21 protein-coding genes and 2 pseudogenes are annotated in these 23421 nt (G+C 73.8%); 19 read left to right on the forward strand and 4 right to left on the reverse strand.

The features are described 5' to 3' along the window. The first annotated feature begins 16 nt into the window (after positions 1–16). From ACTT8P_RS13980 to ACTT8P_RS14030, 11 genes are all read left to right on the forward strand, one after another. The gene (locus ACTT8P_RS13980) at positions 17–1084 is read left to right on the forward strand and encodes an ABC transporter substrate-binding protein (protein WP_442831944.1); all 1068 of its coding nucleotides are present in this window, start codon (positions 17–19) and stop codon (positions 1082–1084) included. Between the two features lie 78 nt (positions 1085–1162). Beyond that, positions 1163–1891, forward strand: a complete 729-nt coding sequence (locus tag ACTT8P_RS13985) for an ABC transporter ATP-binding protein (protein ID WP_442831989.1) — start codon at positions 1163–1165, stop codon at positions 1889–1891. Then, on the forward strand, positions 1888–2802 hold the full coding sequence (locus tag ACTT8P_RS13990; RefSeq protein ID WP_442831945.1) for an ABC transporter permease: 915 nt from the start codon (positions 1888–1890) through the stop codon (positions 2800–2802). Before ACTT8P_RS13985 ends, ACTT8P_RS13990 begins: the two co-directional genes overlap by 4 nt. Positions 2803–2872: 70 nt before the next feature. Beyond that, entirely contained in the window at positions 2873–3721 is an 849-nt protein-coding gene (locus ACTT8P_RS13995; protein WP_442831946.1) for a creatininase family protein, read from the forward strand. Continuing rightward, complete coding sequence (locus tag ACTT8P_RS14000; protein ID WP_442831947.1) at positions 3718–5115, forward strand: amidohydrolase family protein; 1398 nt, start codon at positions 3718–3720, stop codon at positions 5113–5115. Before ACTT8P_RS13995 ends, ACTT8P_RS14000 begins: the two co-directional genes overlap by 4 nt. Positions 5116–5162: 47 nt before the next feature. Then, positions 5163–6242, forward strand: a complete 1080-nt coding sequence (locus ACTT8P_RS14005) for an acetamidase/formamidase family protein (RefSeq protein WP_442831948.1) — start codon at positions 5163–5165, stop codon at positions 6240–6242. Then, complete coding sequence (locus ACTT8P_RS14010; RefSeq protein WP_442831949.1) at positions 6239–7864, forward strand: amidase; 1626 nt, start codon at positions 6239–6241, stop codon at positions 7862–7864. Before ACTT8P_RS14005 ends, ACTT8P_RS14010 begins: the two co-directional genes overlap by 4 nt. Further along, the gene (locus ACTT8P_RS14015; protein ID WP_442831950.1) at positions 7861–8673 is read left to right on the forward strand and encodes a cysteine hydrolase family protein; all 813 of its coding nucleotides are present in this window, start codon (positions 7861–7863) and stop codon (positions 8671–8673) included. The genes ACTT8P_RS14010 and ACTT8P_RS14015 overlap by 4 nt, the downstream gene beginning before the upstream one ends. Beyond that, positions 8670–9110: a cupin domain-containing protein gene (locus tag ACTT8P_RS14020; RefSeq protein ID WP_442831951.1), complete on the forward strand. Its 441-nt coding sequence runs from the start codon at positions 8670–8672 to the stop codon at positions 9108–9110. The genes ACTT8P_RS14015 and ACTT8P_RS14020 overlap by 4 nt, the downstream gene beginning before the upstream one ends. 210 nt (positions 9111–9320) lie before the next feature. Further along, a complete protein-coding gene (locus ACTT8P_RS14025; protein ID WP_442831952.1) occupies positions 9321–10718 on the forward strand; it encodes an MFS transporter in 1398 nt (465 codons plus the stop codon). After that, a complete protein-coding gene (locus tag ACTT8P_RS14030; RefSeq protein ID WP_442831953.1) occupies positions 10715–11935 on the forward strand; it encodes an FAD-dependent monooxygenase in 1221 nt (406 codons plus the stop codon). The genes ACTT8P_RS14025 and ACTT8P_RS14030 overlap by 4 nt, the downstream gene beginning before the upstream one ends. A gap of 36 nt (positions 11936–11971) precedes the next feature. Here the strand turns inward: ACTT8P_RS14030 and ACTT8P_RS14035 are convergent, their stop codons facing one another. From ACTT8P_RS14035 to ACTT8P_RS14045, 3 genes and pseudogenes are all read right to left on the reverse strand, one after another. Further along, the gene (locus ACTT8P_RS14035; RefSeq protein WP_442831954.1) at positions 11972–12664 is read right to left on the reverse strand and encodes a response regulator; all 693 of its coding nucleotides are present in this window, start codon (positions 12662–12664) and stop codon (positions 11972–11974) included. Continuing rightward, positions 12661–13881 carry a sensor histidine kinase gene (locus ACTT8P_RS14040; protein ID WP_442831955.1) on the reverse strand — a complete coding sequence of 407 codons (1221 nt, stop codon included), beginning with the start codon at positions 13879–13881 and terminating at the stop codon, positions 12661–12663. The genes ACTT8P_RS14035 and ACTT8P_RS14040 overlap by 4 nt, the downstream gene beginning before the upstream one ends. Continuing rightward, a pseudogene (locus ACTT8P_RS14045) lies at positions 13878–14585 on the reverse strand (zinc-binding dehydrogenase); the annotation flags it as partial. The gene ACTT8P_RS14040 and the pseudogene ACTT8P_RS14045, both read right to left, overlap by 4 nt. On the opposite strand from ACTT8P_RS14045, the pseudogene ACTT8P_RS14050 reads away from it, so the two are divergent. Beyond that, positions 14583–14747 (forward strand): annotated as a pseudogene (locus ACTT8P_RS14050) (transcriptional regulator); the annotation flags it as partial. The pseudogenes ACTT8P_RS14045 and ACTT8P_RS14050 sit on opposite strands and share 3 nt — an antisense overlap. 187 nt (positions 14748–14934) lie before the next feature. On the opposite strand, the gene ACTT8P_RS14055 reads toward ACTT8P_RS14050, so the two are convergent. Further along, complete coding sequence (locus tag ACTT8P_RS14055; RefSeq protein ID WP_442831956.1) at positions 14935–15888, reverse strand: aldo/keto reductase; 954 nt, start codon at positions 15886–15888, stop codon at positions 14935–14937. Positions 15889–16034: 146 nt separating this feature from the next. On the opposite strand from ACTT8P_RS14055, the gene ACTT8P_RS14060 reads away from it, so the two are divergent. The 7 genes from ACTT8P_RS14060 to ACTT8P_RS14090 all read left to right on the forward strand — a co-directional run bounded on the left by ACTT8P_RS14060 (position 16035) and on the right by ACTT8P_RS14090 (position 23390). After that, positions 16035–16904 carry a helix-turn-helix transcriptional regulator gene (locus tag ACTT8P_RS14060; protein WP_442831957.1) on the forward strand — a complete coding sequence of 290 codons (870 nt, stop codon included), beginning with the start codon at positions 16035–16037 and terminating at the stop codon, positions 16902–16904. Positions 16905–17069: 165 nt separating this feature from the next. Then, the gene (locus ACTT8P_RS14065) at positions 17070–17405 is read left to right on the forward strand and encodes a hypothetical protein (RefSeq protein WP_442831958.1); all 336 of its coding nucleotides are present in this window, start codon (positions 17070–17072) and stop codon (positions 17403–17405) included. 501 nt (positions 17406–17906) lie between these two features. Continuing rightward, positions 17907–18128: a ferredoxin gene (locus ACTT8P_RS14070; RefSeq protein ID WP_442831959.1), complete on the forward strand. Its 222-nt coding sequence runs from the start codon at positions 17907–17909 to the stop codon at positions 18126–18128. A gap of 90 nt (positions 18129–18218) precedes the next feature. Next, positions 18219–19805 carry an ABC transporter substrate-binding protein gene (locus ACTT8P_RS14075; RefSeq protein ID WP_442831960.1) on the forward strand — a complete coding sequence of 529 codons (1587 nt, stop codon included), beginning with the start codon at positions 18219–18221 and terminating at the stop codon, positions 19803–19805. Next, a complete protein-coding gene (locus ACTT8P_RS14080) occupies positions 19802–20755 on the forward strand; it encodes an ABC transporter permease (protein ID WP_442831961.1) in 954 nt (317 codons plus the stop codon). Before ACTT8P_RS14075 ends, ACTT8P_RS14080 begins: the two co-directional genes overlap by 4 nt. Next, positions 20752–21609 (forward strand): ABC transporter permease subunit, encoded by an 858-nt coding sequence (locus ACTT8P_RS14085; protein ID WP_442831962.1) that lies wholly within the window; start codon positions 20752–20754, stop codon positions 21607–21609. Before ACTT8P_RS14080 ends, ACTT8P_RS14085 begins: the two co-directional genes overlap by 4 nt. Continuing rightward, the gene (locus ACTT8P_RS14090) at positions 21606–23390 is read left to right on the forward strand and encodes an ABC transporter ATP-binding protein (RefSeq protein WP_442831963.1); all 1785 of its coding nucleotides are present in this window, start codon (positions 21606–21608) and stop codon (positions 23388–23390) included. Before ACTT8P_RS14085 ends, ACTT8P_RS14090 begins: the two co-directional genes overlap by 4 nt. The last annotated feature ends 31 nt before the right edge of the window (positions 23391–23421 follow it).

Below are 23421 nucleotides of genomic sequence, written 5' to 3' on the forward strand. Positions count from 1 at the left end.
CGTGAAAGAGCACCTCATGACATCGAAGTTCCCGCGCGGGCGCGCCCGCCTGCCCCGCACCGCGACCGCCGCCGCGGCCGCCCTGCTGGCCCTGGTCGCGGTCTCCGCCTGCGGCTCCGGCGCCGGCTCCTCGTCCGCCGCCGCGAGCGGCGCCACCGCGTTCAAGGTGGTGCTGCCCTGGTACGCCGACGCCGAGGGCGGCGGCTTCTTCGCCGCCAAGTCCGAGGGGCTGTACGACGACAAGAAGCTCGACGTCACCCTCCAGTCCGGCGGACCGCAGGTTTCGGCCACTCAGCTCGTCGCCGCCGGACGGGCCCAGATCGGCTTCGCCGACGCCGCCGGGGTCGTCCAGGCCCAGCAGCAGGGCATCCCGATCGTCGCGATCGGCGCCCTCTACCAGAACAACCCGGTCGGCGTGATGGTGCACGCGGACACCGGCATCACCTCCTTCGACCAGATGGACGGCAAGACCTGGGTCACCCAGACCGGTCAGCTCGGCCCGGAATGGGTGAAGAAGAAGACCGGCATCGACTTCACCACGCAGGTCTACCAGGGCTCCATCGCCAACTTCCTGAAGAAGGACGGCCTGGTCCAGCAGGGCTGGCCGACCAACGAGGCCTACCAGGCCCAGAAGTCCGGCGTGAAGGTCAACTTCGTCCCGTTCTCGGACTCCGGCTACAACCCCTACAACGACGTCTTCTTCACCTCCGAGTCCTACCTCAAGAGCCACCGCGAGGAGCTGACGGCGTTCCTCGCGGCGAGCATGCAGGGCTGGCAGGACTACATGGGCGACGTGAGCGTGGCCAAGACCGCCAACGCCGCCATCCTCAAGGCCAACGACCAGCAGACCAGCCAGAGCGTCTGGTACGCCTGGGACAAGCAGCGCGAGTACGTCGTCGCCGGCGACGGCGAGCAGCGGCTCGGCGCGATGACGGCCGCCCGCTGGAACACCCTCATCAGCCAGATGAAGCAGCTCGGCCAGCTCAAGACCACCCCGAAGGCGTCCGACCTCTACGACGCCTCGCTGCTGCCGAAGGTCGCCGCGCCGTCCGCGCTGCCCGCCGCGCCGGACGGCTCCTACTGAGCGGGCGCGGACATCCGGAAGGAGTGACCCACATGAGCACAGCCCCCCCTCGAAACCCCCGCCACCGGCCTCGGCCCGCTGGTCGACTTCACCGGCGCCGACAAGGTCTACGGCAGTGGCTTCCGGGCCCTGGCCCCCATCGACCTGCGGCTGCCGCGCGCCGAGATCACCGTGCTGGTCGGCCCCTCCGGCTGCGGCAAGTCCACCCTGCTGCGGATGGCGGCCGGCCTGACCACCCCGACCAGCGGCACCATGACCCGCCGTACCGAACGGATGTCGTACGTCTTCCAGGACCCGACGCTGCTGGCGTGGCGGTCGATCCGGGCCAACGTCGAGCTGGTCGCCAAGCTCCAGGGCGTGCCGAAGGCCGAGCGCCGGGAGCGGGCCCGCAAGGCGATCGACCTGGTCGGCCTCCAGGGCTTCGAGAAGGCGTATCCGCGGGAACTGTCCGGCGGCATGAAGATGCGCGCCTCGCTCGCCCGGTCGCTGACCAGCGATCCCGAACTGCTGCTGATGGACGAGCCGTTCGCGGCGCTGGACGAGTTCAACCGGGAGAAGATGGGCGCCGAGCTGATCCACCTGTGGCGCACCCGCCAGGTCACCGTCATGTTCGTCACGCACTCCATCCCCGAGGCGGTCCGGCTCGGTCACCAGGTCGCCGTGATGGGCACCCGGCCGGGCCGCGTGGTCGAGGTGTTCCGCTCGCCGAGCCCGCCCACCACCGACGCCGGCGCGCCGCGCGACGAGGCGGCGCTGCGGGACCTGCGTACCGAGATCTCGACCATGCTGGGAGGTGCCGGGACATGACAGCCACCGACACGGCGAAGACCGCGGCGAAGGGTGCCGTGCACCCCGCCGTGCACCCCGCCGCGAGGACGGACGCGGAGGCGGCCGGCCCGGCGCCGGGCGGCGGGCGGGCGGGGCGGCGCGGGCGGACGCCGGCGCTGCGGACCGTGCTGCCGCCGCTGGGCGCGCTTCTCGTCATGATCGCGCTGTGGCAACTGGTGATCGTCGCCTTCGACATCCCCGGCTACATGCTGCCCTCGCCGGCGACGATGCTGGACACCGTCACGGGCGAGTTCGACTCCGTCCTCACCCCGACCTGGGTGACGCTGCGCGAGTCGGTGCTGGGCTTCCTGATCGCCGGCGCGGTCGGGGTGGCCAGCGCGCTGGTGATGGGCCGCTGGCGGCTGATGGAGCGCAGCCTCTACCCCTACCTGATCCTGCTCCAGACCATCCCGATCGTGGCGGTCGCGCCGCTGTTCGTGGTCTGGCTCGGTCCGGGCATGGCGACCAACACCCTGGTGGCGGCGATGATCGCGCTGTTCCCGGTGGCCGCCAACACCCTCCAGGGGCTGAAGTCCGTCGACCGCAACCTGGTTCAGCTGTACTCGATGGCCGGTGCCCCGGCCCGGGTCCAGCTGCTGTTCCTGCGGCTGCCCGGCGCGCTGCCGGAGATCCTGACCGGGCTGCGGGTCGCCGCCGGCGCCTCGGTGATCGGCGCGATCGTCGGCGAGTTCGTGGCCGGGGTCGGCGGCGGCGCGGGCGGCCTCGGCTATGTCATCACCGAGAGCGCGGTGCAGTTGCGCACCCCGCAGCTGTTCCTCGCGGTGCTCGGCGCGAGCGTCGTCTCGCTGCTGCTGTTCGGTGCCGTCGTCGCTGCCGAAAGGTTTCTGCTCGGCAAGTGGCACGAGTCGGCCCTGCCCACCGACGAGTGAGCCCACCCACTGACAAGCGCCCCCTTCCCCTGCGAGTGACCCGCCCCCCTACGAGTGACCGGGAGTCACCATGACCAACGACCACCGGCTGTGGGCCGACCTCACCACCGAGGACGTCGCGGGCCTGGCCAAGGACCGCACCGTGGTGGTCCAGCCGATCGGCGCCGTGGAACAGCACGGCCCCCATCTGCCGCTGATCACCGACGCGTTGACCGCCGAGACCATCGCCCGCACCGCCGTCCGGCGGCTCGGCCCCGACTCCGGCACCTGGGTGCTGCCGACCCTGCACTACGGCAAGTCCACCGAACACCTGGGCCGGGCCGGCACCATCGCCATGTCGACCAGCACCCTGCTGTCGGTCTGTCTCGACCTCGGTGAGTCGCTCGCCGCCGGCGGGGTGCGCAAGCTGGTCTTCGTCAACGGCCACGGCGGCCAGCCCAGCCTGCTCGACGTCGTCTCCCGCGACATCCGGCACCGCTTCGGCCTGGAGGTCTTCTCCCTCATGCCGTCCCGGTTCGGTCCCCCGGACGGCGTCGAGGACCCCGACCCGTTCGGCATCCACGGCGGTTTCGTGGAGACCTCCCTGGTCATGGCGATCGCGCCCGAACTGGTCCGGCTGGACCGGGCCGTCGCCGACGGACTGGCGGCCGGCGCGTTCTACCGGGCCCAGCGGCACCTGACCCTGGAGGGCGTGGTGCCCACCGCGTGGCTCATCGACGACGTGTCCGCCTCGGGCGTCGTCGGCGATCCCACCGGCGCCGACGCCGCAACCGGCCAGCTGCTGCTGGACCACTGGAGCGGGATGCTCGCCGAAGCGCTCACCGAGGTACGGGACTTCGCGTTCCCCCGGCTCGAGGGACCGCTGCCCGCACCGCTCGGCGGACCGCTCCCCGTGCCGCCCGACGGAAGCGCCGTATGACGGCCGCGCTCACCGTCACCGGCGGGCTGCTGCTGACCATGGCCGACGGGCAGCAGCCGTTCACCGGCTGGCTGACGGCCGGCCCGGACGGCCGGATCACCGGCCTCGGCCCCGGCGAACCACCGGCCCGCGACGGCACCGTGCTCGACGCGCGGGGGAAGATCATCGCCCCCGGGTTCGTCTCCGCCCACAGTCATCTGCACACCTCCGGACTGCGCGGACTGGCGGCCGGCGAGACGCTCTACCCCTGGGTGCGCGCCAACAACGAGATCCTGCTCGGCGCCGCCGCCGAGGACATGTACTGGTTCGCCCTGCACGGCTGCCTGGACTTCGTCGGCAACGGCATCACCTCGGCGTACAACTTCGCCCAGAACCGGGTGCTGTGGCTGTACGACCAGCACACGCACCGGGACGTGCCGGGCGCCGTGCACCCCGAGGAGTTCCTCACCCGGCAGTTCGACGCGGTGGCCGACTCCGGGCTGCGGGTGCTGACCGCGATCCGCCTGGACGACGAGCACTTCGGCCCCGACCGGGCGCGGGCCGGCTTCGACCGGATGGCCCGCGAGGCCCGTGACCGCACCCCGGCCGACACCTTCCTCGGCGTCTCCGTCTACGGCTCCGTGCAGTGGTCGTCCTCGGCCCGCACCGCCGTCCTGGAGGCCGAGACGATGCGCCGCCACGGCATCGTGAACCAGGCGCACTTCGTGGAGACCACCGAGAACATCGAGGCCCAGCGCGCCAAGTTCGCCTGGTACGCCGAGGCCGGGGCGCTCGGCCCGGACATGCTGTTCGGGCACTTCGTGCACCCCACCGACGCGATGCTCGACGCGGTCGCCGACAGCGGCAGCGCCGTGGTGTGGCAGCCCGCCTCCAACGGTCGGCTGGGCTCCGGGTTCGCCGACATCGTCCGCTACCGCGAGCGCGGCGTGCGGGTCGGCCTGGGCCTGGACGACCAGTCCTGCACGGACGTCTCCGACCCCTTCCAGAACATGCGGATCGGCCTGTACGCGCTGCGCGCGGCCCACTGTCGGGCGTCGGTCATGATGCCCAGGGAGGTGCTGCGCATGCACACCCTGGGCGCGGCCGAGGTGCTCGGCGCGGCCGACCGGATCGGCAGCCTGGAGCCGGGCAAGTACGCCGACTTCCTGGTCGTCGACCCGGCCGACCCGGACACCGGACCGGTGTGGGACGCCTACGCCGGATATGTGCTGGCCTGCGGGCCGCGCAACCTCAAGGAGGTCTGGATCGGCGGCCGCCGGGCCGCCGTCGACGGCCGCCCCACCCATCCCCGGGCGGCCGAGACCGGACCCGAGCTGCACACCCGGATGACCCGCGCGGCCCACGACCGCGGACTGCCCGCACCCCTCCTGACCACCCCCGCGGCGACCGCATGAGCACACTCCGCACCCCGCCACCCCCCACTGAACCACCCGGAGGAACGATGACCACCGCGGTACGCCGGCATCTCGGTGCCACGGTCGACACCACGCTGTGGGGCCGGCTGCCCTGCGCCGACGACCCGCCGGTCCTCACCGTCGAGCCCGGGGAACGGATCTCCCTGGACACCGTCAGCCACGAGGGCATCCTGGAGGACCAGGGCCGCGATCCGGTCGCCTTCTTCGGCGCACACGGGGTGCCCCGCGAGGACGTCCTGGCCGACGCCGTCGCCATCGCCGCGCACGGCGCGCACACCCCCGCCGACGGCCCGCACGTGGTGACCGGACCGATCGAGGTGAGCGGCGCCGAACCCGGCGACTACCTCGTCGTGCACGTCGACGAACTCCTCCCGCGCACCGCCTACGGAGTGATCTCCAGCCGGCACGCCAAGGGCCTGCTCCCGGACACCTTCCCGCTCGACTCCCCGCTGACCAGCGTCTTCTGCTCGGTCCTCGGACTGGACGAGCCCGGCCCGGCCGCCGCCCTGGCCACCCTGCCGCTCACCCCCGGCGGCACCGGCCGTCCGGTCCGCTTCCCCATCGCGCCGTTCCTCGGCGTGATGGGCGTGGCGACCCCCGGCCCCGGCCGGCTGCACTCCACCCCGCCCGGCCTGCACGGCGGCAACCTCGACATCTCGCTGCTGGGCGAGGGCAGCACCCTCTACCTGCCCGTGCAGGTGCCGGGCGCCCGCTTCTACGCGGGCGACCCGCACCTGGCCCAGGGCAACGGCGAGGTGTCACTGACGGCCCTGGAGGCACCGCTGCGGGCGACCCTGACGTTCGACGTACTGCCCAGGGCACGGGCCGCCGAACTGTTCGGCGCGGCCCGCGGACCCGTGGTGCGTACCCCGCGGTTCCTGGTCCCCACCGGTCTCGACCCCGACCTGGACGAGGCGGTCGCCGCCTGCGCCCGCAACGCCCTGGAGGTGCTGGGCGCCTCCTTCGGCATGGACCGGGAACTGGCCTACGCCTATCTGAGCGCGGCCACCGACTTCGACATCTCGCAGGTCGTGGACGTCGTCAAGGGCGTCCACGCCCGGATCAGACTCTCGGACTTCGCCCTGGTGGAAGGAGGCGCGTGGTGACGGACCAGCCCCGGGCCTGCGCGGTGCACGCTCCCGACGGAGTGCCGGACGGCCTGCTGGACGCCTTCTGGCGCTACGACGCGGCCCTGCTCGCCAACGACCGCCCTGCCCTCGACGCGCTGTTCATGCCGGGCCCGCACACCCTGCGGGGCGACGGCCGGGCGCTGCTCGTCGGCCACGACGCGATCGCCGGGTTCCGCTCGGCGCGCGCCCGGATCCCCACCCGCGCCGTCGTCGCGCTGCATGTCCAAGTCATCGCCGCCGACGCCGCGTTGGTGCTGGCGAGCACCCGGGACGGCGCCGCCACCGGACTCCAGACGCAGCTGTGGCGGCTGGCCGACGGCGCGGGCTGGCTGGTGTCCGCCGCGCACGTCAGCCTGCCGTCCGCCGCGCACATGAGCCTGCCGTCCGCCCCGCCGCCACCGCCGGCCCGACCGGCCGCCTTCGACCGTACGGTCTGGCGCGTGGTCGGCGATCCGCTGCTGCCCGCCACCGCGCCCGGCCCGCTCGACGCGCTCGGCGTCGCCGTCAAGGACCTCTTCGACGTCGCCGGACACCCGGTCGGCGGGGGAGTGCCCGCGTGGCTGGCCGGGCAACGGCCCCGCACCAGCAGCGCCCCGGCCGTCGCCGCGCTGCTCGGCGCCGGCGCCCACGTCGTCGGCATCGCCCGCACCGACGAGTTCGCCTACAGCCTGGCCGGGACCAACGCCCACTACGGCACACCGCCCAACCCGGCCGCGCCGGACGGCGTCAGCGGCGGGTCGACCAGCGGCCCGGCCGCCGCCGTCGCCCTCGGCCAGGCCGACGTGGGGCTCGGCACCGACACGGCCGGCTCGATCCGGGTCCCCGCCTCCTATCAGGGCCTGGTCGGACTGCGCACCACACACGGCGCCGTCACCGCCGCGGGCGTGCTGCCGCTGGCCCCGTCCTTCGACACCGTCGGCTGGCTCACCCGGTCCGTCGCCACCAGCGCGGCCGTCGCCCGCGTCCTGCTCGGCCCCGCGGACGCGCGGATGCCGGCCGTCCGCCGCACGGTGCGGCTGCCGGTGGTGGAGGCGCTGGCCGGACCGGACGTCCGCGCGTCCTTCACCACCACCGTCCGCGAACTGACCGACACCGGCGCGCTGCCGCCGGCCGAGACCGAGGACCTCCCCGGCGAGCTGCTGGAACGCTGGTTCACGGCGTTCCGCACCGTCCAGGCGTGGGAGGCGTGGCAGGCGCACGGCGCCTGGATCACCGCCCACCCGGGCACCCTCGGCGCCGACGTCGGCGGCCGGTTCGCGCAGGCCGCCGAGGTGACCGAGGCCCAGGCGGAGGACGCCCAAAAGGTCGTCGCCCAGGCCCGGCAGGAGCTGCGGGCCCGGCTGGCCGGGAGCGTACTGGTGCTCCCCTCGGCGTCCGGCCCGGCGCCGGCCCGCAGCGCGACCGGCGCGCGCATCGAAGCGGAACGGGCGGCGACCTTGCGGATGACCTGCCTCGCGGGACTGGCCGGCGCGCCCGCCCTGTCCCTGCCGCTGCTGCGGCTGCCGGACGGCCGCCCGGCCGGTGTGTGCCTGCTGGGCCCGCCCGGCGCCGACCACACCCTGCTGGCCCTGGCCGCCGCCCTGGAGGAACACCGATGAGCACGAATACGACCGCGGACGGCCGTGCCCCGCTGCGGCACCGCAACCGCTGGCAGTTCCCCGGCGACGCCGTGGACCTGCACCGGCCACCCCTGGCCGCCCGCACCGCCCGGCTGCCCGCCGAGCCCGCCCCGCTGATCCTCGACCCGACGCGCACCGCCCTGGTCGTGGTGGACCTGCAGAACGACTTCTGCGCCCCGGACGGCTGGCTGGCCGGCATCGGTGTCGACGTGTCGGTACTGGCACCGGCACTCGCGCTGAGCGCGCGGGCCGTCGAGGGCGCCCGCGCGGCCGGCGTACCCGTCCTCTGGCTGAACTGGGGCAACCGCCCCGACCAGGCCAACGTCCCGCCGGGCGTGGCCCACGTCTACGATCCGCGCGGCACCGGCGAGGGCATCGGCTCGCGCACCGCGCCCTCCGGCGCCCCGGTGCTGACCAAGGACAGCTGGGGCGCGGCCCCGGCCGACGGGCTGCCGGCCGAACCCGGCGACCTGCACATCGACAAGTACCGGATGAGCGGCTTCTGGGACACCCCGCTGGACAGCGTGCTGCGCAACCTGCGCGTCGACACGCTGCTCTTCGCCGGGGTCAACTCCGACCAGTGCGTGTACGCCACGCTGGTGGACGCCGCCTGTCTCGGCTACGACGTCGTGCTGCTCACCGACGCCTCGGCGACGACATCGCCGGCCTACTGCCACGACGCGACGCTCTACAACGTCCGCCAGTGCTACGGCTTCACCGCCACCACCCCCGATCTGCTGGCCGCCCTGGCCGGCGCCGGCCCCCTCACCCCGAAGGACACCGTATGAGCACCCCGCCCACCGTGCGCCGCCTGGACCAGGTCGTCCCCCGGCTGATCTCCCCCGCCGACACGGTCAAGCTGGCCCTGCTGGCCGGCCCCGGCGACAACTCGCCGGCCAGCGTCTTCTACGAGGTGTGGGAACCGGGCGGCGCCCAGCCCGACAACTCCCACCCCGACTCCACCGAGATCTTCGTGGTGCTGGCCGGGCACGGCACCGCGCACAGCGACGAGCACTCCGTGCCGCTCGGCCCCGGCGATGTGCTGGTGCTGCCGCCGGGCTCGGTGCACCGCATCGAGAACACCTCGTCGTCGGAGCGGATGTACACCGTCACGATCATGGCGGAGGACGGCGGCGCGATGCCCGGCGGCTTCGCCTCGCTGGTCGCCGCCGGCACCCCTGCCGCCTGGGACGACGCCGACAGGGCGGTGCTGGGCGGGAGTTGAGCGCGTCCCGCACCCGGTCCCGCCCCTCCCGGCCCGTAGTCGTAGTGCGTAGGCACCAGGGCCGGTGCGGGGCTGGTCCGGCCGCACCAGGTGCGTACGGCAGCGCAGGACGATGCCCGGCGGGCGGCCGCGGAGGAGTCTCGAAGGCGCGTGCGATCCGCGCGTTCCTCTCCTCGGCAGGCATGCCGTACCAACGCTGGAAGGACATCCATGTCCGAAGCCGTGCTGTCCCCGGTCCGTATCGGGCGGCTGCCGATCGGCGCCCTCGGCCTCCTGGCCCTCGCCCTCGGCGCCTTGCAGTCAGTGGTGGAGCCCGCGCTCCCGCTGCTCCAACGCGAGCTGGGGGTCAGTCCCGCCGAAGGCGCACTGGTCGCCAACACGTTGCTCATCACCGGCGCGGTCCTCACCCCCGTCGTCGGCAAACTCGGCGACCGCCACGGCGGAAAGCGGGTGCTGCTGTGGCTGATGGCGGTGGTCTCGGCCGGCGGTCTGCTGGCCGGCCTGGCGCCGAACCTGCCGGTCCTGTTGCTGGGCCAGGTGCTCCAGGGCGCCATGGTGGGCGCGCTGCCCCTCTCCTTCATCCTGGTGCGCAAACACCTCCCGGCCGGGGCGGGCCAGGTGGCGATCGGTGTGGTCGTCGCGCTGTTCACGGGCGGCGGCATGGTGGGCAGCACGGTCGCCGGACCGATCGCACAAGCACTGTCCTGGCACTGGATGTTCGCGCTGCCGACGATCGTGATCATGGCGGCGACCCTGGTCGTGACGCGGCTGATGCCGCATGATCCGCCCACCCGGTCGGACGCCAGGATCGACTGGCCCGGCGTGCTGCTGCTCAGCGGCACGCTGCTCGCGCTGATGCTCGGGCTGGTGACGGTCACGAGGGACGGCGGCCTGCCGCCCCTCGCGGCCGGTGCCCTCGCGCTGGCCGTGGCCGGCCTGGCGACCGGATGGGTCGTCGTCGAGCACCGGGCGGCCGCGCCGATGGTCGATCTGCGCATGCTGGCGAAGCCCGCGATGTGGCACGCCTGCGTGTACACCCTCGTCATCACCGCCAGTTCGGGGATGGTGCTCTTCCTGCTGCCGCAACTGTTCGCGACCTCGGGCGGCGGCTACGGCTTCGGCGCCGACACCACCGACATCGGACTGCTCCTGCTGCCCGGCGCCGTCGCCGGGGCGGTCAGCGATTCGGTCGGCGGGATCGCGGCGCGGCGCTTCGGTCCGCGCGCCGTGGTCGTCGCGGGCACCGTCGTCACGGCCGCCACGCTGCTGGCGCTGGCGGCGGTGCACACCGCGGCCTGGCAGCTGGCCCTCGCGAAGGTGCTGACCGCGTTCGCGGCGGGCGTCGGCACCACGGCGTTGCTGGCCGGCACCGCCACCACCGTCGAGACCGAGGACACCGGCATCGCCACCGGTCTGCTGGTGGTGACCCGGGTGATCGGCATCGCCCTGGGCGTCCAGATCGGCGGTGCGATCCTCGCGGCCGGCGCCGACCCGCTGACGGACCGGCCGGCCGAGTCGGCCTTCGCCACCGGCTTCGCCGTCGCCGGCCTCGTCGCCGCGCTGTCCCTGTTCGTCGTCCGTCTCACCAGGAAGGGGGCCCAGGCATGAGCACACCTGCCGCGCACCCGAGTACCACCGCGAAGCGTACGGTCCTGATCTCCGGGGCCAGTGTCGCCGGTCCGGCGCTGGCGTACTGGCTGCACCGGGCCGGATTCACCGTCACCGTGGTGGAGAAGGCGGCCGCGCCGCGCGACGGCGGCTACCCGGTCGACGTCCGCGGCACCGCGACGGAGGTGGTCCGGCGGATGGGGATACTGCCGCGGCTGCGGGCCGCGCACATCGACGCACGCCGCTGCACCTTCCTCGACGCCGACGGCGGCGTGATCGCCTCGCTCCCCCCGAGCGCCGTCGCCGGCGGCGTCGCGGGCCAGGACCTGGAGGTGCGGCGCGGGGACCTGACCGCGAGCCTGTACGCGGCGGTCCGCGACGACGTGGAGTTCCTGTTCGGCGACTCCATCGACACCCTCGACCAGTCCCAAGGAGCGGCCGACGTCACCTTCCGCAGCGGGCGACGGCGTACGTTCGACCTGGTGGTCGGCGCCGACGGCATGCACTCCGCCACCCGCGCGGCACTGTTCGGCCCAGAGGAACGGTTCCACCGCTACCTCGGCTACTGCTTCGCCCTGTTCACCATGCCGAACACCGCCGGCCTCTCCCACGAACTCGTGATGTGGAACACCCCGGGCAGAGCCGCCGCGCTCTACGCGGTCGGCGACCGGGACGAACTGCACGCCTTCCTGACCTTTCACCGGCCGCACCAGCCGGTCGGCGTCCTGCGGGACCCCGACGCCCAGCGCGACCTGGTCGCCACCACCTTCGCGGACGCCGGATGGGAGGTCCCGGGCATGCTCGACGCGATGCGCGACGCGGACGACCTGTTCTTCGACACCGCCGGACAGATCCGCATGCCGCACTGGTCCAGCGGCCGGGTCGCGCTCGTCGGCGACGCCGCGTACGCGCCGTCCTTCCTCACCGGTCAGGGCACCAGCCTCGCCCTGGCCGGTGCCTACCTGCTGGCCGCCGCACTGGCCACGCACCGGGACCACACCGCGGCCTTCGCCGCCTACGAGCGCGGCCTGCGCGGGTTCGTGGCCATGAACCAGGCCCTGGTCGACAACGGCGGGGCCACCCTCTTCCCCACCACCGAGCGGGCGTTGGAGCGACGCGACACCATGCTGCGCGGCCTCGTCACGCTGCCCTCGGGGACACCCCGGCCGGCCCACTCGGCCCTCACCCTGCCCGAATTCGCCCCCGACCGGCGTTGACGCAGCGGGGAGCCACCGAGGGGACCCGGCGGCGGACTACGGCAGGAGGTCCGTGCCGCCGTCGGGGGTGGCGCGGGCCAAACCCGTCCGATAGGCGATGACGACGAGCTGCGCCCGGTCCCGGGCGTCCAGCTTCGTCATGGCGCGCTGCACGTGGGCGCGGACCGTGAAGGGGCTGAGGAACATCCGCTCGGCGATCTCCTGGTTGGACAGGCCGGTCGCGACCAGGGCCACCATCTCGCGTTCGCGCGGGGTGAGCAGGGCGAGCCGCTCGGAGTGCCGTGCGGGGGTGTCGTCCGGGGTGGCCAGGAAACGGGCGACCAGGGAGCGGGTCGCGGCGGGGGACAGCAGCGTGTCGCCGGCGGCGATGGTCCGCACCGCGTCCGCCAGGTCCTCGGCCCCGATGCCCTTGCCGATGAAGCCGCCGGCCCCGGCGCGCAGCGCCTGAGCGACGTACTCGTCGGTCTCGTAGGTGGTGAGGATCAGGATGCGGCTGGCCCGCAGTTCCGGGTCCGCGCAGATCTGCGACGTGGCGGTGAGACCGTCCACCTCGGGCATCCGGATGTCCATGACCACCACGTCCGGGCGCAGTTCCCGGGTGAGTCGCACCGCCTCCCGGCCGTCGCCGGCCTCGCCGACCACGGTGATGTCGGCGGCGCTGTCGAGCAGCATCCGGAACGCGCCCCGCAGCAGGGCCTGGTCGTCGGCGAGCAACACACGCAGTGTCACGGGGTGTCCTTGACGGGCGGGAGGGGCAGTTGGGCACGGACGAGGAAACCGCCTTCGGGGCGGCGGCCCGCGGAGAGCTGTCCGCCGACCGCGCCGGCACGTTCCCGCATCCCGATCAGACCGTAACCGGGCGGCCGGTCCGGCCCCGCACCCGGCCCCGTGGCCGGCCCATCGGGGGCGCCCGGGCCGTCGTCGGCGACGGTGATGGTCACGCGGCCACGGCTCCACACGAGATCCACCCGCGCACCGCCGGCACCGGCGTGCTTGGTCACGTTGGTCAGTGCCTCCTGGACGATGCGGTAGGCGGTGAGGTCCACGCCGGGCGGCAGCGGCCTGCCCGTGCCCTCCTGACGCATCGTCACGTCCAGGCCCGCGCGGCGGAAGGTCTCCAGGAGGGCGGGCAGCCGGGCCAGCCCGGGGGCCGGTTCGGCGGGCGCGGCCGCGTCCCCGGACTGACGCAGCAGACCGACCGTGGCCCGCAGTTCGTCGAGTGCGTGGCCGGTGGTCTCGACGAGTTCCCCGAGGCTCTTGCGGGTCTGCTCCGGGCGGGTGTCGAAGAAGTGGGCGGCGACCGTGGCCTGCGCGTTGGCCAGGGTGATCTGATGGGCCACGAGGTCGTGCAACTCCCGGGCGATACGCACCCGTTCCGCGGCCACCCTGCGGCGCGCCTCCCGCTCCCGGCTCTCCTCGGCCCGCCGGGCCCGCTCCTCCACCGCCGCCAGGTAGGCCCGCCGGTTGCGCACCGAGTGACCGAGTACGCCGGCCATCAGCGGGAACACCGCCACCGACCCCATCCTGCTCGCGTCCTGCCACGACAGGCCCCCGGACAGCGGGGTGGCGGCGGCCAGCAGCACCGCCGCGCTCAGCGACACCGCGCCAGCCGCGCGCCGTTCGGTGCGCGCGGCGAGGGTGTAGGAGTAGGCGGCGAGCACGGCGGGGGCCGCGATGAGCGGACTCAGCAGCAGCCCCACGGGCTGCACCAGCACACCGACCCCGGTGGTGGTCATTAGGGCGGCCAGCGGCGCCCGGTGCCGCACCGGCAGCACCGCGCAGGACACCACGGCGACGACGTAGGCGACGGCGGACGGCGGTGACAGCGTGTCGTCGACCTGCACCACGCCGCCGAGCAGACAGAGCACGAACGCCGTCGCCGTGGCCGCTCCCTCCCGCCCCCACGCGCCGCGCGGTCGCGGGTCACCGCCACCCGGGTCCGTCATGGCCGGCTCAGCCCCCGGCCGGCCGGCAGCCGTCGCACCGCCGCGTCCGGCCCGGTCGCCGGGCCCGGGACGGGCCAGTTCAGTGCCTCACCCTCGATGTCCATGTTCGGCAGCACACGGTTCAGGATACGGGGCAGCCACCAGGCCCGGTGGCCGAGGAGCACCAAGGCCGCGGACGCGGGCGCCGTCCGGACCACGGACCGGACGGCGGAGGGCCAGGGCCTGAGCAGGGTCTTGATGGCGCGGCGTTCGTCCATCGCCCGGTAGCCCTCCGCGACCTGCGACAGCGGCAGTTCGAGGTCGAAGACCCGGCCGGGGTCGATCCGGCCGGACAGCACCAGCTCGATGAGGTCGGGCAGATACGCGCGCACCGGGGCCGGACCGCCGCGCACGCCGACGTGGGAGTGGAAGAGCTGCTCGCCGTCGAGGGCGACACCGTGCGGGACACCGACGAAGCCGACGTTGCCGCCGGGGCGGGCGGAGTTGAGGGCCTGCTGCATGGACTGCTCGTTGCCGACGCACTCCAGGACCCGGTCGGCGCCGATGCCGCCGGTCATCTGCTTGACGCGTGCGATGCCGTCCGCGCCGCGCTGGGCGACGATGTCGGTGGCACCGAACTCACGGGCCAGCCGCTGCCGGGACCCGTGGCCGGACATGGCGATGATCCGCTCGGCGCCGAGCTCCTTGGCGGCGATGACCGACTGCCGGCCCGGCCCGGCCTCACCCTCACCGCCTACAGCGCGGCCCCCGGCACCGCCGACGCCGACGCCCTGCGACTCCTGGCCACGTGGGCCGCCACCCTTCTCAACGAGGGTGCCGGAGCCGGCGGCGGCCGGCGCGGCGGCGCCGAGGACGGCGGTGCCTGAACCCGTTCCGTAGGCCCTGGCCGCGGTTCGTCGGCGCGAGGTCCGCGTGCGCTCAGTTCCGCGCAGGCGGAGCGGTCCCGCCAGGCGGTGAACAGTCCGAGGCCGTGCATCCGGTAGGCCAGGGCCACGGCGGAGGGCCGCGCCCAGCACAGACGCGGCCCCGCCCCTTCTCCGGTTCCGACGACCGCTACATCTCCTGCTCCCACCAGCCGCGCGTGTCGACGTCCGCGGTGTCCGCCAGCGCCTCCAGTTCCTCGATCTCCTCGGCGGCGAGCTCGATGCCGCGAGCGCGGACCAGCCCGTCGACGTAATCCGCCTTGGTGACCCCGACGATCGGGGTGGTCCCCTTGGCGATCGCCCAGGCGGTGGCGACATCGGCGGCCGACGCGCCGCGGTCCTTGCCGATCACCGCCATCCGGTCCGTCAGCGCCTCCAGCTGGGGCAGGATGCCGTTGTACACGTCCGCCCGGCTGCTCCCCTGCGGCAACGGATTCGTCGGGCCGTACTTGCCGGACAGCGCTCCTTGCTCGAGGACCATGTAGGAGAAGAACCGCACGTCGTGCTCGCGGCAGTGGTCGAGGATGCCCGCCCGCTGAGAGCTCCGGTACAGCAGGCTGTAGTGGTTCTGGACCGCCTCCACGCGGAAGCCGGCCTCGCCGAGGATCCGATCGGCGAGAGCGATCTGCTCCATGTTGTGGTTCGAGACGCCGACATGCTTGATCTTGCCGCTCTGGAGCAGCGGGACCAGAGAGGGCGTCCATCGTTCCACGTCGGCAGGATTGTGGATCCAGAAGAGATCCACATAGTCCGTACGCAGTCGGTCCAGGCTCTGCTCCAGCATGTCCGCGACCGGATCGTCGCTGTCGCCCGCGAGCTGTGGGGTGAACTTCGTCGACAGCTGGTACTCGCTGCGGTGACAGCCGCTCAGCGCCTGGGCGAGGGCGGTCTCCGAGCGGCCCATGCCGTACGCCACGGCGGTGTCCCACAGGGTGAACCCGTTCGACTGCGCCTTCTCGACGACCTCTCGCAGGCCGGACTCGCTCAGCTGACTGCCGAAGTAGCCGTCGCCCGCCTCGCCGCTGTCTCCCCAGGCCCAGGTGCCCAACGCCACCGCCGGCACAGCCGGCGCCTTGCTCGTCATGCTTGTCTCCGTTGATTGCTTCAGGGATCGGGTCGGAATGTTCGAACCCAGGAGACCGCGATCGCCGCCACCGCAGGAGGTCGCGTCTATGGGGGGTACAACCTCTCCCCCCTCTCACACCTGACCAGGCGACTACCATGACCGACATGGACCGACAGCCCGGAAACCGCGGCGAAATCCGGGACTTCCTCGCCAGCCGACGCGCCAAAATCACTCCGGCCCAGGCCGGACTGCCGACCAGCGCCCGGCGCCGGGTCGCCGGGCTGCGGCGCGAGGAGGTCGCCGTCCTCGCCGGCGTGAGCACGGAGTGGTACACGCGGCTGGAGAAGGGGCACATCGGCGGCGTGTCCGAAGACGTCCTGGACGCGGTCGCTCGTGTCCTGCGACTGGATGACGACGAACGCACCTACCTGTTCGACCTGGCCCGGTCCTCGCGGCACGAGAGCCGCACGCCGTCGCGCCGCAAGGACGTCGAGGTCCCGCCCCGGGTCCAGTGGCTGCTCGACTCCATGACGACGTCCTCGGCGTTCGTACGCGACGGCCGCACGGACATCGTCGCGAGCAACCCCCTGGCCCGGGCCCTGCTCGCGCCGATGTTCGACAGCGCGACCATCGACAAGCGCGGCCGCCCCAACATGGCCCGCTACATCTTCCTCGACCTCGGTGCACACGACTTCTTCGTCGACTGGGAGGCCGCCGGCGTCGCCACCGCCGCCCTGCTGCGCGCCGAGGTCGGGCGCGAGCCCCGCGACCGGGCACTGCGCGAACTCGTCGGCGAGCTGTCCACCCTCAGCCCGGAGTTTCGCGGCCAATGGGCCGCGCACGACGTCCTGATGCGCCACGACGGCGTCAAACGGCTCCACCACCCCGACGTCGGCCACCTGGAGCTGACCTTCCAGTCCCTCGGCCTGCCCATGTCGGGCCGAGCCGTGCACGACCTGGTCACCTACACCGCCGAACCCGGCACCGCATCCGAGGACCGGCTCAAACTCCTCGCCACCCGAGCACAAGGCTGACGCGCCCGCAGCAGATGATCTTGAGGTTGGTCGCGCGGGGTGGTCATCGTGAGGCCACGGCCGAACACGGACAGCGGCTGCGCTCTGGTGTGCCCGCACCTGCACGAGCCCCTCGCGCACCGAGTACGCCGGAGGACCGTTGCCTCCTTGTGGCCGCCGAGAGGCTTGCCCTGGCGCGCGGCGGAACCGAGCAGACTCTTCCGCACCGGTCACCCGGCCGACACTCCTCGCACCGAGGGCACCGGCGTCACCCGGCTGAACGCTCCGGCCGACACAGACGTCTCCTCCCGCGAGCGGCTCGCCGTCGACCCCGTGCTCACCCCTGGGGTGCGGGCGGGCCTTGCCAACATCGCGGACGCCACCGCGCCCACCGGTCACGGCAAGCTCTCCCAGTCCCACGAGGTGGCACAGGTCGACGCCGGCAGTGCGTCTACGGCGCCGTACTGGACCTGTGCCAGGACACGGCGATCGGGAACAAGGACCCGGACACCGGCCCGCTGAAGACCCGCGTCCACCAGCTCACTTCGCAAGCACGGATCGTTCTCCACCGGTTACGTGGCCCCGGACGACGTGGCGAAGGGAGGGCGCGCACGGCCGCGATACGCACGGTGATGTCCGCGTCCGACAGAGAGCCCGTGAACAGCCCGCTGGCACCGAGGCGCAGGGCCCGCAGGGCGTCGAGTGCGGCGGCACGGGCGATGGGGTCGGCTTCCACCAGGCCCTCGGCGCGCAGGAGGCCGAGGGCCTGACGGACGGTGTTGCGGGAGGCCCGGTACTCGGTGGCGAGGATTTGGCGCCGCAGGAGATCGGCGAGCCGGCGTGCCCGGCCCGGTCTCGCCCGCACCGCCTGTGGCGCGGCCCCGGCGCCCGAGACGCCGGCGCCCTACGACTCCTGGCCGCCCGCGTCCCCGACTTCGCCGTATTGAAGATGGTAGTCATTATCGATTACTCTCTGATCGTCGCAGGAGCGACCGTGCGTGCGGTGGCAGGGGAGGGGTCCTCGTGACCTTGGCAGGACAGGCGTCCGGCAGCGGACGGATCAGCGCCGAGCGGGACCGGTGCGTGGGAGCGGGGCAGTGCGTGCTCGCCGCGCCGGCCGTCTTCGACCAGGGCGAGGAGGACGGGCTCGTGGTCGTCCTCGACGAGCGGCCACCGGTGTCCCAGGCCCAGGCCGTGCGCGAGGCCGTGTGGGCGTGTCCGTCCCGTGCTCTGACCTTGCGGTAGCCCGGTCGCCCGCCTTCGCGCCGTCCCCTCCCACGCGCCGCGGATCTCTCCCGGCACTCGGTCCAGTTCAGCAGAACGTCAAGGAGAAGCATGTCCAGACAGTTCGATCGCCGTGCCTTCCTGCGCCGCGGTGCGGCCGGAGCCGCGGCTCTCGCGGTGGGGCCCGGCCTGCTGGCGGCGTGCTCCACCGACGAGTCCGGCTCCGGCCGGCAGCCGGGATCCGGCTCCTCACCCCGCTCCGGCGGCACCCTGCGCGCCGCCTTCGTCGGCGGCGGTGCCTCCGAGACGCTCGACTTCTTCAACGGCCCCTCCGCACTGGACCTGGTGCGCGCCCGCGCCTGGCACGGCACCCTCGGCAACCTCGACCCCAGCGGCCCCGACGGAGTGCGCTATGGCGTGCTCAAGGGCATCGACATCGCCGACGACCTGTCGTCCTACACGCTGCATGTGCGGCCCGGTGTCCGTTTCACCGACGGCTCCGAGCTGACCTCCGCCGACATCCTGCACTCGCTCAGCGCCCTCGCGGCGAAGAGCACCCTGCCCGTGTACCGGCTGGCCGCCGCCAACTTCGACCTCGCGCACGCCAGGGCCGACGGCGACCTGAAGGTCGTACTGCCCACCCTCCGGCCGATCGCCGACGGCCGCATGATCCTCTGTCAGGGCAACTTTCTCGTCGTCAAGGACGGCACCAGGAGCTTCCGCGCCTCCATGCCCAGCTGCGGGCCCTTCCGGCTCACCGAGTTCACGGCCGGCCAGGGAGCGGCGTTCGCACGCTACGACGACCACTACGGTCACGTACCGCACCTGGACGGTCTGGAGCTGCGGTCGATCGCGGACTCGACCGCCAGGGCCGGGGCGCTCACCAGCGGTGAGATCGACTTCGCCCACGACCTCTCACCCGTCACCGCCCGCACCCTCGCGGACCACGCCGGGGTCCAGCTCGTGCCGACGAAGAGCCCGTACCTGGTCGGGCTGTCCTTCCAGATGAACATGGGCGTCGCGCCGTTCGACGACGCGCGGGTGCGGGAGGCGTTCAAGCTCGCGGTCGACCGGGAGGCCATGGTCAGGACGGTGTTCTACGGGAACGCCGAGGTCGGCAACGACCTGCCCGGCCTGGGCTTTCCCGACTACGCGGAGAGCCTGCCCCAGCGGGCCCACGACCCCGAGCGGGCCCGCGAGCTTCTCAAGGAGGCCGGAGCCGACGGGATGAAGGTCCGGCTGACGACCGGCCCGGAGACGCCGGGCATGGTGGAGATGGCCACGCTCTACGTCGAGGACCTGAAGAAGGCGGGCGTCCGGGCGTCGGTCCGCGAACTGCCCGCGGGACAGCTCTACGCCGACTTCGCCGGCTACGCGGCGCTGCCGCTGGCCGGGTCCTACCAGATGCCCATTCCCGCGCTGTCGACCTACCAGATGAACACGGCGGGAGGGGCGCCGTCGGCGTTCGGCTGGAACAGGTCCGGGACCGACACCCTGGTCGCCGAGGCCCGCGCCGAGAGCGACCCGGCCAAGGCGAGGGAACTGGGCACGCGGGCGCAGCGCACCCGCTGGGCGGAGGGCAACCAGGTGCTGCCGGTCTTCAAGCCGAACCTGAACGCCCAGGCCGAAGGGGTCGGCGGGATACGCGACGACCTCTTCGAACAGTTCCCCGGCTTCTCCCAGGCGTCTCTGGCGTGAGCCTGCTCGCCTTCGCCGGCCGCCGCCTCGCCGGGGCGGCCGTCCTGCTGGTGCTGCTGTCGGCCGCGGTCTTCGCGGCCACGGCCGTCCTGCCGGGAGACGCCGTCAGCGCGGTCGCCGGGGTGGACGCCTCCGCGGCACAGCGCGCCGAGGTCCGCGCCGAACTCGGCCTGGACCGGCCCGCCGCCGAGCGGTACGCGTCCTGGGCGGCCGACGCCCTGCGGGGAGACCTGGGCCGGGGTTTCGTCGGCGCGCGGCCGGTCACCGAGGTGCTCGCCACCCGCCTGCCCAACAGCCTGCTCCTCGCGGCACTGACCCTCGCGGTCACCGCACCGCTCGCCGCACTGCTCGGCCTGTGGACCGGCCTGCGCGGCGGCGGCGGCGCGGACCGCCTGGTCTCCACGGGAGCCCAAGTCCTGGCCGCAGTACCCGAGTTCGTCATCGCGGCACTGCTCGTCGCGGTACTGGCCGTATGGCTGGAGGTCCTCCCGCCGGTCTCCGTCATCCCGCTCGGCGGCACCCCGCTGGACGTGCCGCGCGCCCTGGTCCTGCCGGTGCTGACGCTGAGCACGGTCGGTCTCGCCGTCGCCACCAGACTGCTGCGCGTCTGTGTGGCGGACGCGGCGGCCACACCGTACTGCGAGGCGGCCCGACTGGGCGGCGTGCGCGGCGCCCGGCTGGCGGTGCGGCACATCCTGCCCAACGCCGCGGCGCCCGCCGTACAGGCACTCACCCTCAGCACCGGAGCGCTGGTCGGCTCCGCCGTGGTGGTGGAGAACGTCTACGACTACCCGGGCATCGGCCGCGAACTGCAACTGGCCGTCGCCGCCCGGGACGTACCGATGGTGCAGGGCATCGCCACCGCCCTCGTCGCGGTGCTGCTCGCGGTGCTCCTGCTGGGCGACCTCGGCGCGCGGCTGCTCGGCGCCCGGGAGAGGAACAGCCGATGACCACCGCCCCGACCCCGAAGCGGCGGGCCCGGCCGGCCGGTCCCCGCCCACCGCGCCGCAGCCGGCCGCCCCTGCTCCTCGCCGCCGGCACCCTGCTCGTCGTCCTGCTCGCCCTGCTGGGCCCGCTGACCGCGCCGCACAGCCCCACCGCGCAGCTCGCGGCGCCCTTCCAGCAGCCGGACGGACACTTTCCACTCGGCACCGACGTGCTGGGCCGGGACGTGACGAGCCGGGTGCTCAGCGGCGGCCGGACCATCGTGCTCACCGCCCTCGCGGGTACGGCCGCCGCCGGTGTCGTCGGGATGACCGCCGGCGTCCTGGCCGCCCTGGTGTCCCGCCGGCTGGGCGACCTGACGGTGCGCTGCGTCGACGCCCTGGCCGTGCTCCCGGCCCTGCTGGTCGTCCTGGTCCTGGCCGCCGGGTTCCCCGGCAGCCGCACGGCCCTCGTGGCGGCCGTGGCCCTGGCCACCGCCCCGTTCTCCACGCGGGTGCTGCGCGCCGCCGCGGACACCGTCCTGACCAGTGGATACGTCGAAGCCGCAGTCGCCAGGGGCGACACCCGGCGGGCCGTACTGCGGCACGACGTGCTGCCCAACATCGCCGGTCCCGCCCTGGTGGACACCGCGCTGCGGCTGGTCGCCTCGCTCCATCTCACCGCCACCGCCGGCTTCCTCGGACTCGGACCGGGCGGAGCGGCGCCCGACTGGGGGCGCATGGTGAGCGAGAACGTGCCGGGCGCGACGCTGGCCGCCGCGCCGTTCCTCGCTCCGGCCCTGCTGCTCGTACTGCTGTCCGTCTGTGTCGGGCTGCTGGCCGGACGGCTGGCGGACACGGTGGGGCGGGGGGCCGCATGACCGGCCAGGTACCGGGCCGCCCGGCCGGGACCGGGCCGCTCGCCGAGATCGACGGGCTGACCCTCGGCCCGGTGACCGGTGGTCCGCCCGTGCTGCGGGACGTCCGTCTTTCGCTGCCGCGCGGACAGGTGCTGGGCGTCGTGGGCAGGTCGGGATCGGGCAAGAGCAGCCTGGCGTACAGCCTGCTCGGACATGTCCGGCCCGGTCTCGAGGTCCGCGGCGGGACGGTCCGGGTGGCCGGCCTCGACCCGTTCGACCGCGCGGGCGCCCGTCGGCTGCGGGGGCGAGTGGTGTCGTATCTGGGCCAGGACCCCGCCTCGGCACTCAACCCCGCGCTGCGCATCGGCACGCAGATCGCCGAGGCGGTGCGCCTGCGCTCGTCCGGGAGACGGACGGGCGACGACGTGCGGACGCGGGTCGAGGAACTGTTGCGGTCCGTGCGGCTCCCGGCCGACCGGGCGTTCCGGCGACGGCTGCCGGGGCAGCTCTCGGGCGGGCAGGCCCAACGCGTGGCTCTCGCCCTCACGTTGGCGGGCGCGCCGAGCCTGCTGGTCCTGGACGAGCCCACCAGCAACCTGGACACGGTCCTGGCGGCCGGGACTCGGCGGCTGCTGGGCGAGATCCTGGCCGCCGGGGACCGCTCCGCGCTGCTGGTCAGCCACGACCCGGCGTGGCTCGCGTCCGTGGCGGACGACGTGATCCGCCTGGACGCCGGCCGGATCGCCCCGGCCGGCGCGCCGAAGACGCCGGTGCCGATGCCCGTACCGGCGCCGATCCCGGTGGCGCCGGCGCCGGACGACCTCGCCAGGAATCCGGCGAGCATCGCCTCTGCCCCAGCCACTGCCACCCCAGCCACTGCCACCTCCGCCACTGCCACCTCCACCTCAGCTACTGCCACTTCCGCCTCAGCCACTTCCGCCTCAGCCACTGCCACCCCAGCCACTGCCACCTCAGCTACTGCCACCTCCGCCTCAGCCACTGCCGCCCCCGCCCCAGCCGCTGCCGCCAACGCCCCCACCGGAGAGCTGTCCGTACGAGGGCTGTACGCCGCGCACGGCCGTGTCCCCGTGCTGCACGACGTCTCCCTCACCGTCCCGGCGGGCTGCCGCACCGCAGTGGTGGGCCCGTCCGGATCCGGGAAGACCACGCTCGCCCGCTGTCTCGCGGGACTCCACCGGCCCGCCCGCGGCGGTGTCGAGTGGACGGCGCGGGGCGGCGCGGAGCGGGGCGGCGGCGCCCCGGTGCAACTCGTCGCGCAGGACGCGCGCGGCGCTCTCAACCCACGGGAATCCGTCCGCACCGCGCTCATGCGGCCCCTCACCGGCGTGGGACGCCGGCCGGACCGGGACGCGGCAGGCGAAGCCGTACGGCTGCTCGGTCAGGTGGGGCTGGCCCCGGACGTACTGACGCGCCGCCCGGGGGAGTTGTCAGGCGGCCAGCGGCAACGCGTCGCACTGGCCCGGACGCTGGCCGCCCGCCCTCGGGTGCTGGTCTGCGACGAGATCACCTCGGCGCTGGACCCGGAGACGGCCGACGGCATCCTGGATCTGCTGGACTCGCTGCGGCGGACGCTGGGGCTGACGGTCGTGATGGTGACGCACGACCTGGCGGCCGCCGCCCGCCACGCGGATCGGGTGGTGGTCCTGGCCGCGGGGCGGGTGGCCGAGGCCGGACCGGCCGACCGGGTGCTGGCAGCCCCGGAACACCCCGTCACCCGGGAACTGCTCGCCTGCGCCGACCGTCCCGTGGCCACGGTGGCGGAGCGGCGGTGCACACGGTGATCGGGCGGCGGGGGAGCGGCCGTTTACCGCC

Origin of the sequence: Streptomyces sp. JW3, from assembly GCF_052216785.1 — a bacterium.
In the GTDB taxonomy this organism is placed as follows: Bacteria; Actinomycetota; Actinomycetes; order Streptomycetales; family Streptomycetaceae; genus Streptomyces.